The 13,371-nt window shown below is 64.5% G+C and carries 16 protein-coding genes; 8 read left to right on the top strand and 8 right to left on the bottom strand.

What is annotated here, in order from left to right; genetic code table 11:
* Positions 1–233 precede the first annotated feature (233 nt).
* Positions 234–1,061, bottom strand: coding sequence for an SDR family oxidoreductase (locus tag CH249_RS06150; RefSeq protein WP_094682396.1), 828 nt, complete (start codon positions 1,059–1,061; stop codon positions 234–236).
* 167 nt (positions 1,062–1,228) lie between these two features.
* A complete protein-coding gene (locus CH249_RS06145) occupies positions 1,229–1,786 on the bottom strand; it encodes a helix-turn-helix domain-containing protein (protein ID WP_032397072.1) in 558 nt (185 codons plus the stop codon).
* A gap of 66 nt (positions 1,787–1,852) precedes the next feature.
* On the opposite strand from CH249_RS06145, the gene CH249_RS06140 reads away from it, so the two are divergent.
* From CH249_RS06140 to CH249_RS06130, 3 genes are read left to right on the top strand one after another with little or no spacing between them, the layout of a single operon-like run.
* Positions 1,853–2,551: an AzlC family ABC transporter permease gene (locus tag CH249_RS06140; RefSeq protein WP_045197892.1), complete on the top strand. Its 699-nt coding sequence runs from the start codon at positions 1,853–1,855 to the stop codon at positions 2,549–2,551.
* Positions 2,548–2,859 (top strand): AzlD domain-containing protein, encoded by a 312-nt coding sequence (locus CH249_RS06135; RefSeq protein WP_045197890.1) that lies wholly within the window; start codon positions 2,548–2,550, stop codon positions 2,857–2,859. The genes CH249_RS06140 and CH249_RS06135 overlap by 4 nt, the downstream gene beginning before the upstream one ends.
* Positions 2,860–2,877: 18 nt before the next feature.
* Complete coding sequence (locus CH249_RS06130) at positions 2,878–3,639, top strand: IclR family transcriptional regulator (protein ID WP_094682519.1); 762 nt, start codon at positions 2,878–2,880, stop codon at positions 3,637–3,639.
* On the opposite strand, the gene CH249_RS06125 is transcribed toward CH249_RS06130, so the two are convergent.
* The 3 genes from CH249_RS06125 to CH249_RS06115 are packed head-to-tail and all read right to left on the bottom strand — an operon-like array spanning position 3,613 to position 8,328.
* The gene (locus CH249_RS06125) at positions 3,613–4,758 is read right to left on the bottom strand and encodes an aromatic ring-hydroxylating dioxygenase subunit alpha (protein WP_045200696.1); all 1,146 of its coding nucleotides are present in this window, start codon (positions 4,756–4,758) and stop codon (positions 3,613–3,615) included. The two genes, CH249_RS06130 and CH249_RS06125, sit on opposite strands and share 27 nt — an antisense overlap.
* Positions 4,755–5,894, bottom strand: a complete 1,140-nt coding sequence (gene solA, locus CH249_RS06120; protein WP_032397068.1) for an N-methyl-L-tryptophan oxidase — start codon at positions 5,892–5,894, stop codon at positions 4,755–4,757. The genes CH249_RS06125 and solA overlap by 4 nt, the downstream gene beginning before the upstream one ends.
* Before the next feature lies 1 nt (position 5,895).
* Complete coding sequence (locus tag CH249_RS06115) at positions 5,896–8,328, bottom strand: FAD-dependent oxidoreductase (RefSeq protein ID WP_094682397.1); 2,433 nt, start codon at positions 8,326–8,328, stop codon at positions 5,896–5,898.
* Positions 8,329–8,505: 177 nt separating this feature from the next.
* Here CH249_RS06115 and CH249_RS06110 point away from each other — a divergent pair, with 177 nt between their 5' ends.
* From CH249_RS06110 to CH249_RS06100, 3 genes are all read left to right on the top strand, one after another.
* Complete coding sequence (locus CH249_RS06110) at positions 8,506–8,841, top strand: bifunctional 3-phenylpropionate/cinnamic acid dioxygenase ferredoxin subunit (RefSeq protein ID WP_176459175.1); 336 nt, start codon at positions 8,506–8,508, stop codon at positions 8,839–8,841.
* Positions 8,838–9,983, top strand: coding sequence for an NAD(P)/FAD-dependent oxidoreductase (locus CH249_RS06105; protein ID WP_179273141.1), 1,146 nt, complete (start codon positions 8,838–8,840; stop codon positions 9,981–9,983). Before CH249_RS06110 ends, CH249_RS06105 begins: the two co-directional genes overlap by 4 nt.
* A gap of 153 nt (positions 9,984–10,136) precedes the next feature.
* Complete coding sequence (locus CH249_RS06100) at positions 10,137–11,156, top strand: DUF5914 domain-containing protein (protein ID WP_179273140.1); 1,020 nt, start codon at positions 10,137–10,139, stop codon at positions 11,154–11,156.
* A 1-nt stretch (position 11,157) separates the two neighbouring features.
* Here CH249_RS06100 and CH249_RS06095 read toward each other — a convergent pair whose 3' ends face one another.
* Positions 11,158–11,625 carry an SRPBCC family protein gene (locus tag CH249_RS06095; RefSeq protein WP_094628920.1) on the bottom strand — a complete coding sequence of 156 codons (468 nt, stop codon included), beginning with the start codon at positions 11,623–11,625 and terminating at the stop codon, positions 11,158–11,160.
* Complete coding sequence (locus CH249_RS06090; RefSeq protein WP_032397064.1) at positions 11,622–11,966, bottom strand: helix-turn-helix transcriptional regulator; 345 nt, start codon at positions 11,964–11,966, stop codon at positions 11,622–11,624. Before CH249_RS06090 ends, CH249_RS06095 begins: the two co-directional genes overlap by 4 nt.
* Positions 11,967–12,194: 228 nt before the next feature.
* On the opposite strand from CH249_RS06090, the gene CH249_RS06085 reads away from it, so the two are divergent.
* Positions 12,195–12,632, top strand: a complete 438-nt coding sequence (locus tag CH249_RS06085; RefSeq protein WP_094682522.1) for an Hsp20/alpha crystallin family protein — start codon at positions 12,195–12,197, stop codon at positions 12,630–12,632.
* A gap of 50 nt (positions 12,633–12,682) precedes the next feature.
* On the top strand, positions 12,683–12,856 hold the full coding sequence (locus tag CH249_RS27815) for a hypothetical protein (protein ID WP_155290817.1): 174 nt from the start codon (positions 12,683–12,685) through the stop codon (positions 12,854–12,856).
* A 52-nt stretch (positions 12,857–12,908) separates the two neighbouring features.
* On the opposite strand, the gene CH249_RS06080 is transcribed toward CH249_RS27815, so the two are convergent.
* The gene (locus tag CH249_RS06080; protein WP_094682523.1) at positions 12,909–13,364 is read right to left on the bottom strand and encodes a GNAT family N-acetyltransferase; all 456 of its coding nucleotides are present in this window, start codon (positions 13,362–13,364) and stop codon (positions 12,909–12,911) included.
* Positions 13,365–13,371: the final 7 nt, after the last annotated feature.

Genomic DNA, 13,371 nt, shown 5'->3' with positions numbered 1-13,371 from the left:
CCAATCCACGCCCTTCATCGTCATTCACGCCCGCTACAGGCGGTGTGAATCCCCACGAGGGGCGTGAATCCGCGCGCAAGCACTTCTGGCAGGCGATGCGTTTGCAGGCAGCTACCCGCAAGACGGTCGTGCTTCGCAACCCCTACCTCGAAGAGGCGTCGACGCCAACCTGCCACGGTCCGAAGCCGAAGTCGCTGCAGCTCGAGTCGACTTCTGCTGGTCCCTGGGAAGAATCAGCCTCCGTGCGCCTCCACGGCCACGGGCTGCCATTCGCGCCAGTTGGCCAGTCGCGACTCGTAGTCCTTCGTCGCGATCTGCAGTGGCGCGTCGCCGAAAAAGACTCGCAGCGGCGGCTTTTCGGCGTCGACGACCTTGAGCAGTGCCGACCGTGTTGCACTCGGATCACCGGGAGTTGCCTGCCGGGCACTGCGCAGCTTCGCAGCCTTGTCTCGAATCGAGTCGTACGCGGCGATGTCGGTCGACTTCTTCGCGGACGGGCCGGACCAGTCGGTGGAGAAACCGCCCGGCTCGATCAATGTCACATGGATGCCGAAGTCCTCGACCTCCTGCGCCAATGCCTGACTGAATCCTTCGAGGGCCCATTTGGAGGCGTGGTACGCACCGACGTTCGGGAACGCGGAGATTCCGCCGATGGACGACACCTGCAGGATGTGGCCACTCCCCTGCTCACGCATGAACGGCAGGGCCGCCTGCGTCACCCACAGCGCACCGAAGACGTTGGTCTCGATCTGCGCGCGGGCATCTTCCTCGGAGAGTTCCTCGATCATGCCGAACTGGCCGTAGCCGGCGTTGTTGACGACGATGTCGAGCGAGCCGAACTTGTCGTGGGCCTGCTGCACAGCCGCGAAGTCGGCCGCGCGATCGTTCACGTCCAGTTCGATCGGCAGGATGGCGTCGCCGTACTGCTCGACCAGGTCCTTCAATGTGTCGGTGTTGCGGGCGGTTGCCGCCACTCGGTCTCCGCGCTCGAGAGCTGCGATGGCCCACTCACGACCGAAGCCCTTGGAGGTGCCGGTGATGAACCATGTCTTCGCTGCCATGAATCTCGTCCCTTCGCTACACGGACAGAAGTAGGGACGACGCCCGCTGCAAACGCCTCTCGGCGAGTGGTCGCTCGAAGCGACAAATGGGGTGAGGCCCGGGGCTTGCCAAGCGGACGCCGTCAGGGGTTCCAACGAGACACCCCCGCCGACTATTCCCCACCCCGTCAGCTGTGTTCGGTGATCATCACTGCCATGGTGTTCGGCTCCAACGCTTCGAAGATATGCGGCACATCGCCGGGGTAGGCCACGTAATCGCCCGGAGCCAGCTCGACGGCCTCGCCGAGCGGCCCGACCATGGCTCGTCCCGCGCTGAGCACCACGTGCTCGACGACACCCGGCGAATGCGGATCCGAACGCCTAGGTTCGCCGACGTCCGCGCTGATCAAGTAGATGTCGCGGCGGGCGTTCGGCGGAGACGACGCCAGCAGGGTCGCCGTGTAGTCCGCTCTGTCCGACGCGAATCTCGGCCCCTCCCCCGCACGGATCAGGCGGACCGACTGCTTCGCGGGCTCGACCAGCCTGGAGAACGGCACGTCCAGCGTCACGCTGAGCGCCCACAGAGTCTCCAGGCTCGGATTTCCGGTACCCGATTCCAGTTGCGACAAAGTCGATTTGGCGATGCCGGCACGGCGGGCGACTTCTGCGAGGGACAGGCCGACGCGTCGTCGCTCCTGCTGGAGAGCGGCAGCGATGGCCGCAATCGGTGGACCGGTATCCGCCATTCGTTCACTCCATCGGTACGTCCGTTTGATTTGACGAACAGACTAACAGGGTCCACTATAACGACCATGCGTTCGACATGGCGAACCCTGCAGGGGGTCAACATCCGCGACATTGCGTTGGTCTGCTTGGCCGACGCCTTGGTCGGGGCATCATTCGGTGCCATCTCCGTAGCCGCGGGCCTGCCACTGTGGCTTCCGGTCGTGATGTCACTGGTGGTCTTCGCGGGCTCGTCCCAGTTCATCTTCGTCGGAATTCTGGCGGCCGGAGGAAATCCCGTTGCTGCTGTGGCCAGCGCGTTGCTCGCCAACATCCGACTGGTTCCGCTCGGCTTCTCCATCGGCGAGGTGTTTCGGAACGTCGCACCACTGAAGCGGCTACTCGGCACTCACCTCATCACCGACGAGGCAGTGGCCTTCAGCGTGGCCGAACACGACGAGGGCAGCCGTCGAACAGCGTTCTGGGTGTGCGGGATCGGACTGTTCGTCACCTGGAACATCGGCGTGGCGATCGGCACCCTTGGCGGTGGAGCAATCAGCGATACCGCCGCACTCGGTCTCGATGCCGCATTCCCGGCGATTCTGCTGGGACTGATCATGCCTGCGCTCCGAGACCGGGCCACCCGCAACGCAGCCCTCGCCGGAGCGTGCATTGCGCTCGTCGCGTCGATGTTCCTGCCCAGCGGACTACCCGTTCTCCTGGCACTGATCGCCGTCGTACCGGCAATGCTCTCCAATACCCCTGCCGCACAGAAGGAATCCGCATGAACCTCACGATTCCCCTGCTCGCGTTGATCATCGGCACCTACGCGCTCCGCATCGCCGGCCCGGCACTCCGAACCCGAGTCACCATCTCCCCTCGCATGGACAAGGTGATGACCACCGCAGTCGCCGTCATCTTCGTGGCACTGGTCGCCACCTCGACGCTGCTCGTAGGCAAGGACTTCGCCGGATTCGCGTTACCCGCAGGAGTAGCTGTCGCTGCCGTACTCGCCTGGCGACGAGCGCCGTTCGTGGTCATCGTCCTCGCCGCAGCCGCCACCACTGCGGGGCTTCGATGGGTCGGCGTTGCCTGAGTCTGCAACACTGGGTTGGTGTCCGAGTCCCCTGTTCAGTCCGTCGATCGCGCGATCGAGGTGCTCGAATACCTTGCCGACCACGGTGAATCCGGCGTGCAGGACGTTGCGGCGCACCTCGAAGTGCACAAGTCCACGGCGTTTCGCCTGCTCAGCGCACTGGAGTTTCGCCGACTCGTCGAACAACCAGGCGAGCGCGGCAAGTATCGCCTCGGCATCGGTTTGATCCGCCTCGCCACGTCGGTATCCGCGCAACTCGACATCACCCGCATCGCCCGACCGATCCTGCAGGAACTCGCCGACACCATCGGCGAGACCGTCAACATCGCTGTGCCGGACGGCAACGTCACCGTCAATATCGATCAGGTCCGCGGCGGTTCGTCGATCATCAGTCACAACTGGCTCGGTGAGAGATCTGCCCTGCATGCGACGTCCAGCGGGAAAGCACTGATGGCGTACGACGACTCGCTTCTGAAAGCCGGAGTCGACGGTCATCTCGAACTGTTCACCGCCAACACCATCACCACCAAGACCGCTCTGCTCGACGAGATCGAGACGGTCCGGTCCACCGGAATCGCCTACGCGCGCGAGGAGTTGGAGATCGGACTGAACGCGACAGCGGCCACCATCCTCAGCTACGACGGCTCCGCGGTGGGTGCGATCACCGTCTCGGGCCCCGCCTACCGACTTGACGAGGACCGCCTCACCGCGGCAGGGGTGTCCGTTCTCGCTGCTGCACAGCGCGTCTCGACGCTATTGGGTTGGTCCGGCCAAGCGTGATCCGACCCAGTCGTGAAACGCCCTGATGTGATGCTCCGCCGGCACCAGCACGCCGCCGTCGCGATACATCCGTGACGACATCGCCGGCTGGCACCGCTCGCACGCCTCGAAGTCCTGCTCGTTGACGCGATGGAACAGCTCCACACTCTTGTCCATCGTCGCCGCGCTGTGCGGATCTGCCACGACTGCAGGGGCATAGAGCCAATCGCATTCGACGACCGTTCGATCGACGGACATCGGGAACATGCGATGGATGATGACGTGGTCGGGAACCAGGTTGACGAACACCGTCGGCCTGATCGTGATGGCGTAGTACCGTCGATCCCGATCCTCCCCTACCCCGTCGAGGGCGTCGAATCCGTGGGAGCCGTCGACGGTGAAGCCGGCTATGTCACTGCCGAACTCTGCACCGTGCCCCACGTACGTCTGTGCTGCCATGCCGTCGGCGAACTCGGGTAGCACCTCGGTGAGCTCGGGATGAATCGTGGCGCAGTGGTAGCACTCCATGAAGTTCTCGACGATGAGCTTCCAGTTGGCCTTGACGTCGTAGACGATCCGGCGCCCGAGGGCGAGTGATTCCACGTCGTACGAATCGATGGCACCCACACCTCCGAGTCGTTCGCGAACGTCGCCCTGCACCGTGTCCTCGAACGACGGGGCCTCCTCGGCAACGCACACCCAGACGTATCCGAGCCATTCCCGGACATGCACCTTCCGGAGCCCGTACTCCACCCGATCGATCATCGGCATATCGATCAGGTTCGGAGCTGCGATCAGCTTGCCGTCGAGATCGTACGTCCATGCGTGATAGGGACATTGAAAGTTTCGACGCACCGTGCCCGACGCCTCGGTGCACAGAGTCGCGCCGCGATGTCGGCAGATGTTGAAGAACGCGGTCACGCCGCCCTTCCGATTGCGGCTGACCAGGATCGACTCTCGACCGACCTGAACCGTGCGGAATTTTCCGGGCTCTGCGATGTCGTCCGATCTGACGGCGCAGAACCACATCTGCTCGAAGATCTGCTCCTGCTCGCGAACGAAATATGCTGGATCGACGTATGTTTCGCCGCCCAACGTCGGGAGCAGAGTGGGCTGCAGTTCGGGATCGACCATGGTCATGCCGACACCGCGCATCTCGCCGGGTCGAACAGCGCTATCGGGTGTGACGTGGCCCCGTCGATCGCGAGGTCGGCCAGAACCTCTCCGATGACGGGAACGAACTTGAACCCGTGGCCCGAGAAGCCGCACGCCACGGTGACATTGGCGTGGTCCGGATGCTTCGCCAGTACGAAATGCTCGTCCGGCGTCGTGGTGTACATGCAGGTCCTCGCATCCAGGTGTGGTCCCGACAGCGCCGGGAACGTGGTGACGATGCGCTCCTGCAGTCGAGCGATCTCTTCGGGATGCACTGTGCGGTCGATGGTGTCGGGATCACACGGTGTCCCGGCGCGGAAGAACGAGATCTTCACACCGCCGCCGTCCCCGTCGATGGCCGGAAAGCCGTAGATCTGATCCGGCCCGTCCCCGCAGATGTAGACGGGGTGATGCGAGCTGTCGAAGGCCGCTTCGCCCGATTCCGGGGTGACCCAGTGCATCACCTGCCGTTCGACCACCAGCGGTACGCCGATCTCGGCCAACAGCTGCGGTGCCCACGCTCCCGGTGAAATGACCAGTGCTCCAGCGGTGTACGTTCCGGCCACCGTGGTCACGGTCACCGAGGAGTCGGTGGATTCCCAACCGAGCACCTTCTCGTCGTAGCGCAGTTCGGCACCGGCAGCCTCGGCGAGATCGAGATGTGCGGCCACCGTCGTCTCCGGTCGCGCGATGCCCGCCTTCTCCTCGAACAGGGCGAACTCGTCGGACCTGAGTCGGACCGTCGGGAAGCGTCGCTGCGCCTCGGCAGGGTCGAGTACGTCGTGCTTCAGACCCCACTTCTCCGACGCCCGAAGGCTTCCGCCGAACGTGAGCCCGTCGGGCCTTCCCACATAGAGGCCACCGGTTTCGGTGAACACATCGCGCCCACTGTCCGCGGCGAGGTCGTGCCACAGTTCGTACGCGCGCAGGAGCAACGGCACGTAGGCCGGGTCCTCGAAGTACGACTGCCGGTAGATGCGGGAGCCGCCGTGACTCGATCCCAGCGCATGCGCCGGTCCGAATTGGTCGATACCCAGCACCCGCTGCCCGCGTCGGGCGAGGTGACAGGCGGCGGCGCTACCCATGCCGCCGATACCGAGGACGATCACGTCATACGTCATGTCAGCACCTGATCTTGTTCATGTCGGGATCCACCAGCGGTTCGGCCATGACCGTCGCGGGTAGTAGGTCACGGAAGTACTGCACTGCAACGTGTTCGCCGGGTTGCAGCCCTGCCGGTAGCCAGGCGTAGGCCACAGTCTTGCCGATCGTGTAGCCGTAGGCGGCACTGGTGACGTAGCCAGCCACGGTGCCGTCGATCAAGACCGGTTCCTTGCCCATCACCACGTGCGACGGGTCGTCCAACGTCAGGCAGGTCAACACCGGTCTGCCGCGTTCTTCCTGCAGCGCCGAGGCTCCGATGAAGTCGCCCTTGGCCTTTCGTACCGCAAACCCGAGTCCCGCCTGATACGGATCGTGTTCGGTGGTCATGTCGGTACCCCACGACCGGTAGCCCTTCTCCAGTCGGAGACTGTTGAACGCACTGCGCCCTGCGGCCACGACGCCGTGCGCCTGCCCGGCCTCCCACAGCGTGTCCCACAGGCGCAGTGCGGTATCGGCGTCGGTGTACAGCTCCCAGCCGAGCTCTCCGACGTACGACAGTCGCAGCGCCAGGACGTCGATCCCGCCGACGTGAATGGTCCTGCCGTTGAAATACTTCAGCCCTGTGTGCGAGATGTCGGCCGAGGTGAGCGGAGCCAGTACCTTCCGCGCCGACGGTCCCCAGAGCCCGATACAGGCAGTGGCACCGGTGATGTCGCGAACGTACACGTCACTGCCGGCATGACGCAGCATCCAGTCCTCGTCGAGCGGACCGTTCACTCCCACTTGGAACCGATCCTCGGCAACTCGGGCGACGGTCACATCGCTGCGAACACCACCGGTCGCGTCGAGCATCAGTGCGTAGGTGACGCTGCCGACCTTCTTGTCGAGCTGGTTGGTCGTCAACTTCTGCAGCAGCGCGAGCGCACCGGGTCCGCCGACCTCGAGGCGTCGCAGCGGCGTCATGTCGTACATCGCCACCGCCTCGCGGGTGCGCCAGGCCTCGACGGCGCTGATCGGTGACCAGAACTTCGCCGACCACGGCTCTCGCTTCGGTGCCTGCCACTGTTCCGGAAGTTGTTCGAGCAGAACGCTGTTCGACTCGTACCAGTGCGGTCGCTCCCAGCCGGCACCGTCGAGGAACATCGCGCCGAGCTCCTGCTGACGACCGTAGAACGGGCTGACGCGGAGCGGTCGCGGTTCCACCTTGGGCTGCAGTGGGTGGATGATGTCGTACACCTCGACGAAGTTCTGCGCACTGGTGCGCGCCACGTTCGACGGCACCAGGTCGGTCTTCTCGAATCGGTAGAGGTCGCACTCGTGCATGTCGATCTCGCTGTGCCCGGTGATCATCTGCTCGGCGAGCGATTTCGCGACGCCGGCAGAATGCGTCACCCAGATCGCCTCGGAGACCCAGAGCCCCTGCACTTCTCGTGATTCTCCGACGATCGGCGCGCCGTCGGGTGTGAAGGAGAAGATGCCGTTGAACGCGTGCTGTATTTTCGCGTGTTCGAGCGTGGGAAGGAGCTCGGTGCTGCGCTGCCAGGCGTCGGCGAAGTCGGCTTCGGTGAACGGCATCGACGACGGCATGTTCTGCGCGGTCACGTTCTCACTGGAACCGAGTTCGCGAGAATCGACGGGCATGGGACGGTGGTGGTACGAGCCTATTCCCAGGTGATCGCCGTGTTCGCGGTAGTAGAGCCGCTCGTCCTGATGACGGAGGATGGGCAGAACCGCTTCGGTACGAGCTCGACGCGACGGTAGGTCCAACTCGGTCGTGTGCGCGTACTGATGCGCCAGGGGCTGTAGCGGCACCGTCATACCGAGAAGCTCGCCCAGCTCCGGCCCCCAGAATCCGGCGCAGCAGACGACGATATCGGCCTCGAAGGTGTGCTCGCCCGCCCGCACGGCCGTGACTCGACCGTTGCTCCGGTCGATCGACGTGACGTCCATGCCGCCGATGAAGCGCGCACCGCGGGCGGTGGCCTGCTCGGCCTGCGTCGCGCTGGCCTTGACGGCCTTGGCCAGTCCGTCGTCGGGGGTGTGCAGGCCGGCGAGTATGCGGCCGCGATCGAGCAGGGGGTAGAGCTCGAGGCACCGTTCGGCGTCCACCACCTCCGACTGCAGTCCCCAGGACGTGGCGAAACCGTGGCGTCGATGCAGTTCGTCGACGCGCTCGGGCGTCGTCGCCACCTCGAGGCCACCGACGTCGAGGAAGCAATCGAGGCTCTTGAACTTGGCGGCCGTGTAGGCCGCGAAGCGCGACATCGATCGGGACGAATTGGTGGCGAACACCAGGCCCGGCGCATGCGAGGTGGAACCTCCGGTGAGCGGTAGCGGGCCCTTGTCCAGGACGGTCACGTCCGTCCAGCCGCGCGCGGTGAGTTCGTCGGCGAGGCTGCAGCCGACGATTCCGGCACCGACGATCACAACCCTCGGGATGCTCGAGGACATGACACGCTCCTAGGGGGTGTACGTCGAGTTGATTTAGTTGCACAATACGAACTGCACTTCGTATAGCGCAACAGATTCACACGATCGAAACTCGAGCGTTCCATCGCCGCAACGGGGTGATCCCACGCTGGGTACAACACGAGCACTGCACACCCTCAGGTCCCCGGAGGCCCGACCATGACCGCAACGTTCTCCACCCGCGTCCTGCTCGACGTCGGTCGCGCCGAGGATCTCCCCGACGGCGAGGCCCTGCGCATCACCCCGGCCGGAGCACCGCCGATCGCGATCTTCAACGTCGGAGGTGAGTTCTTCGCCATCGACGACACCTGCACCCACCAGGACGCCTCATTGTCCGAAGGCTGGGTGGAGGATTGCGCCGTCGAATGCCCGCTCCACACAGCATGTTTCGACCTACGCACCGGAGCGGCACTGGGTGCTCCCGCGAAGATCCCCGTACGTACGCACGCCGTACACGTCGAGGACGGAGTCATCCGCATCGCGGTCACTCCGTGAAGTCGGTGACCGTGGTCGGAGCCTCGCTCGCCGGGGTGGCCGCAGCCCGTGCACTGCGCGATCAGGGTTTCGACGGCCGCATCACGATGATCGGCGACGAAGTGCACCTGCCGTACGACCGACCGCCCCTGTCCAAGAGTTTCCTTCTCGGTGACGAATCCGCACTGCCACTCGACATCGACGGTCTGGACGTCGAGTGGCGTCTCGGTTGTGCGGCCACCGGCCTGTCGGGGACCACGATCTCGACCGCATCCGGCGATATCGGCGCCGACGCGGTGGTGATCGCAACCGGAGCTGCGGCCTGCCGGCTCCCCGGCACCGTCGGGATCGACGGAATTCATGTGCTGCGCAGCCTGGACGATGCGCGTGCGCTGCGGTCTTCGCTGTCGTCGGGAGTTCGGGTCACGGTGGTCGGAGCCGGGTTCATCGGCAGCGAAGTCGCCTCCACTGCAGTAGGAATGGGCGCTTCGGTGACCGTCGTCGAAGCCTCGGAGACTCCGCTCGCTCGCGTGTTCGGCAGTGAGCTGGGCTCACTCATCGCCGGGTGGCACCGCAACGCCGGTGCGGCACTGCTGACCGGAGTATCGGTAGCCGGATTCGTCGTCCAGGCGGGCCGGGTACGTGCGGTGGAATTGGCGGACGGTTCGATGATCGAGTCCGACGTGGTCGTCCTCGGCGTCGGTTCGACGCCGAACGTCGGCTGGCTCGACGGATCCGGCCTGGACATCCACGGCGGAGTGGTGACCGATCACCGCGGCATCACCTCCAACCCAGCCGTCGTCGCCGTCGGGGACTGCGCTGCAGTGCGCGATGCCTCCGGGGTGATTCGGCGCGACGAACACTGGACCTCCGCCGCCACTCGCCCTGCCGTCGCCGTCGAGGCACTGCTGACCGGTGGGTCCAAGGGGTTCACCGGACTGCCATACGTGTGGTCCGACCAATACGCCGCGCGAATCCAGTTCGCCGGACATCACGGACCCGACTGCATCGCCGACATCGTCGAGGGCGACCCCACCACCGGGCCCTTCGTCGCTCTCTACCGACACAACGACCGCCCGGTCGCCGTGCTCGCGGTGTCCTCGCCGCGATCCTTCGGCAAATGGCGCCGTCAGGTGGTCGATACCTCGACCCTGATGACCTGAGCGTTCCCTGTTTCCCTCCGCCGACGGCGCTCCCCAGGTCCACTCGATGTGACATTGACCCCCGAAAAGGCCACCGAATGTCACATTGAGTACCCACCAACGGGAACAATGGTGATCGAACACGGGAATCGATTGTCGACTTTGGGAGCAGCAATGACCGCGCTGGATGCAGTACGACGACGGTGGCCGAAGACGATGCCGCTGCAGCCGCTGCCGTCGGAGTCGTGGGCCAAGCAGGAGCCCACTTGGAAGGGTGCGAATCCGCAGGTCATCGAGTCTGCTTTGAAGCGTGCGAAGACGCGGACCTCGGGCAACTGGTTCGTGTTCGCTGCCAGTCGTGACGTCAAGGCCGACAAGCCGTTCGGCAGGTATGTCGGCACCACCGAATTGGTGGCCTGGCGGGACTCTACGGGCAAGGTGCACATCGGGCCGGGTGCGTGCCCGCATCTGGGCGCTGCGTTGGATACCGCGAAGATCGAATGCGACACATTGGTCTGCCGCTGGCACGGTCTTGCGCTCGGGCCGAAGGGCAAGCCCGGTTGGCGTCCGGTGCCCGCGTTCGACGACGGGGTTCTGGTGTGGGTTCGGCTCGACGAGCTCGGTGGCGAGGAGCCGACGCCCGTCCCCGTGGTTCCGATCCGCCCGCCTGCTTCGACTGCCATCGCCGGTGTGGTCACTCTCGTCGGCAAGTGCGAGCCCGACGACATCATCGCCAACCGACTCGACCCCTGGCACGGTGCGTGGTTCCACCCGTACTCGTTCGCACGGCTGAAGGTGGTCAGCGCGCCCACCGACATCGATGTGCCCGAGGAGGACGATCGCTTTCTCGTCGATGTGACCTTCCGCGTCAGTCGTGGCGTCGGTGTGCCGGTGCGGGCCGAGTTCGTCTGCCCCGGTCCCCGCACCATCGTGATGCGCATCCTCGACGGTGAGGGAGCGGGCAGCGTCGTCGAAACCCATGCGACGCCGTTGGCCCCCGCACCCGACGGCACACCGCGTACCGCCGTCATCGAAGCCACGATCGCAAGTTCGGATCGACCGGGGTTCCAGATGGCGCGCAAGGCGTCCGGTCTCCTGCGACCGGCGATGAACTTCACCGCTGCGCGGTTGTGGAAGGACGATCTCGACTACGCCGAGCGACGCTACGAGTTGCGTTCGCAGGGCCGGGCTTGATCTAGCCTTCGACGAACTGGGCGAGTTGAGCGATGACGGTACCCCAGCCGTCGTGGAAGCCATACTCCTCGTGCATCTTTCGGTCTTCTTCGTTGCGGTGCATCACGTGGGCGTTGTACTGGGTTCCGTCGGGGTGGTCGGACAGGGTGATCACCGCGGTCATGAACAGCTGCGGTGCCGGCCGCCACCCTTCGACGAGGGAGTTGGTGAACACGATGCGCTCACCGTCGTCGACGGCGAGGAAGCAGCCGTCGATGTGCGGAGCGAAGTCGCCACCGGATTCGCTGATGAGGGTCCGGAAGGCGCCACCCGGTCGCGGGTCCCAGCCGTCCACCCGGCACTGAGCAGGCGCAGGGATCCACCACTTCTCGAATTTCGACGGGTCGATCCACGCACTCCACACTGCTGCGCGTGGAGCCTTGATCACGCGTGAAATGGTCAGGTCGAGGGAAGGATCGATCGATGTCATTGCGCTTCACTTTCTTTCGCGGTGTCGGTGACGAACTGTTCGAGGCGATCGGTGCGGGATTCCCAGACGGCTCGTTGCTCGCGTAGCCAGTGATCGGCCACGTCCAGGTTGGCTCGCTCGATCGTGCATGCACGAACACGGCCCACCTTGCGCGTGCGAATCCAGCCACTGCGCTCGAGCAGATGAATGTGTTTCATGAACGACGGCAGAGTCATGTCGAACGGTTCGGCAAGTTCGCCCACCGTGGCCGGTCCGGAGCTCAACCGGCTCAACACTGCCCGCCGGGTCGGGTCGGCCAGTGCCTGAAACACATCATCGAGAACGGTCGAATACTGAGCCATAAGGCACACTATCGCCAAGTCATACTTAGTGCAAGAGCTAAGTATCGAAACCGACTTCCCTGATCACGACCCATGCTGCGGCACAGCACTATTGGATCTGAAAAATTTCTGAGAACCTCCAGAAAACCCCTTGGCACTCGAAGGGTCAGAGTGCTAATTTCTGATCTGCACAGTTGAGGAGCGACTCGCCACAGGGGTGAGCGCATCTGGGTACAGGAGGTGGTTGCTGTGCTTCGTTTCGATCCGTTCCGTGATGTCGATTCCCTCACCTCGGCCATGCTGGGTGCCTCTTCCGGTTCGGACCGCGTCCCGCGATTCATGCCGATGGACCTCTACAAAGTCGACGACCACTACGTGCTCAGTGCCGATCTTCCCGGCATCGACCCCGGATCGATCGATGTCGACGTCGACCGCGGTACGTTGACGCTCACCGCTCATCGATCCGCTCCGGAAAACACTGGGGTGCAGTGGATTACCTCGGAGCGATTCGCCGGCACGTTCCGCCGCCAGGTCTCGTTGGGTGACGGCGTCGATACCGAGCGCATCTCCGCGGCGTACGACAACGGCGTTCTGTCCATCACCATTCCCCTCGCCGAACGCGCGAAACCACGCAAGATCGACATCGCACACACCGAGCAGAAGTCCATCGAACACGAATCGACCTGACCCGAAACGGACAGCCGAACAGATCACGAAAACCATTGGGGTGATGCACTATGCCATCCGAGGCGGTGGTGTGGACGGAATCGGCCGACCGTGAGCAGTGGTGGCGCACGGTGGTGGGTGTCGAGACGAGCATCAGGGAATGCTCGACGGCGGATGTGCTCGATCAGTGTCGAGCCGAGCCTCTCGACGACGATCTCTACCCGCACACACAGCAAGCAGCGTGACGAGAAAGGCCGGTACCGAATACTCGGTGCCGGCCCTCCGTCATCGGGACCTCTACAGAGACAACGAGAAGAACGTGCTCGATGGATCGAGCACGTAGTCCGCGAACGGTGGGCACTCGACGAACCCGTGGCGCACATACAGCCTGCGGGCAGCAGCGAAGTAGTCCTGGGTTCCCGTTTCCAGGCTCACCCGCCCGTACCCACGTCGACGCGCATCGTCGAGAACATGCACGAGCAGGCGCGAGGCGACACCCTGCCCCCTCGCCGCCCCCGTGGTCCGCATCGACTTCAGCTCGCCATGATCCGGGTTGAGCTCCTTCAGCGCTGCGATACCGCACAGTGTGTCGGCATCCCAAGCCGTCCACACGCAGACGTCGGACGCACGCAGACCCGACAGATCCAGGGCATGCACACTCTCGGCAGGCGAGGTGGCGTTCATGTCCTTGAGATGCTCGGTGAGCAGCGCCTGCACTTGCGGACGCGACAGATCGTCGACCTCGATCCGCATGCCGGAA

Source organism: Rhodococcus sp. 05-2255-3B1, from assembly GCF_002258545.1.
Taxonomy (GTDB): domain Bacteria; phylum Actinomycetota; class Actinomycetes; order Mycobacteriales; family Mycobacteriaceae; genus Rhodococcoides.
Note: the sequence above shows the minus strand (reverse complement) of the source record. Positions and strands in the feature narration are given on the sequence as shown.

What these genes read in the sequence shown, in the direction of transcription:
- CH249_RS06150 (WP_094682396.1), bottom strand. Translation starts at nt 1,061, where the DNA reads ATGGCAGCGAAGACATGGTTCATCACCGGCACCTCCAAGGGCTTCGGT.
- CH249_RS06145 (WP_032397072.1), bottom strand. Translation starts at nt 1,786, where the DNA reads ATGGCGGATACCGGTCCACCGATTGCGGCCATCGCTGCCGCTCTCCAG.
- CH249_RS06140 (WP_045197892.1), top strand. Translation starts at nt 1,853, where the DNA reads ATGCGTTCGACATGGCGAACCCTGCAGGGGGTCAACATCCGCGACATT.
- CH249_RS06135 (WP_045197890.1), top strand. Translation starts at nt 2,548, where the DNA reads ATGAACCTCACGATTCCCCTGCTCGCGTTGATCATCGGCACCTACGCG.
- CH249_RS06125 (WP_045200696.1), bottom strand. Translation starts at nt 4,758, where the DNA reads ATGACCATGGTCGATCCCGAACTGCAGCCCACTCTGCTCCCGACGTTG.
- solA (WP_032397068.1), bottom strand. Translation starts at nt 5,894, where the DNA reads ATGACGTATGACGTGATCGTCCTCGGTATCGGCGGCATGGGTAGCGCC.
- CH249_RS06115 (WP_094682397.1), bottom strand. Translation starts at nt 8,328, where the DNA reads ATGTCCTCGAGCATCCCGAGGGTTGTGATCGTCGGTGCCGGAATCGTC.
- CH249_RS06110 (WP_176459175.1), top strand. Translation starts at nt 8,506, where the DNA reads ATGACCGCAACGTTCTCCACCCGCGTCCTGCTCGACGTCGGTCGCGCC.
- CH249_RS06100 (WP_179273140.1), top strand. Translation starts at nt 10,137, where the DNA reads ATGACCGCGCTGGATGCAGTACGACGACGGTGGCCGAAGACGATGCCG.
- CH249_RS06095 (WP_094628920.1), bottom strand. Translation starts at nt 11,625, where the DNA reads ATGACATCGATCGATCCTTCCCTCGACCTGACCATTTCACGCGTGATC.
- CH249_RS06090 (WP_032397064.1), bottom strand. Translation starts at nt 11,966, where the DNA reads ATGGCTCAGTATTCGACCGTTCTCGATGATGTGTTTCAGGCACTGGCC.
- CH249_RS27815 (WP_155290817.1), top strand. Translation starts at nt 12,683, where the DNA reads ATGCCATCCGAGGCGGTGGTGTGGACGGAATCGGCCGACCGTGAGCAG.
- CH249_RS06080 (WP_094682523.1), bottom strand. Translation starts at nt 13,364, where the DNA reads ATGCGGATCGAGGTCGACGATCTGTCGCGTCCGCAAGTGCAGGCGCTG.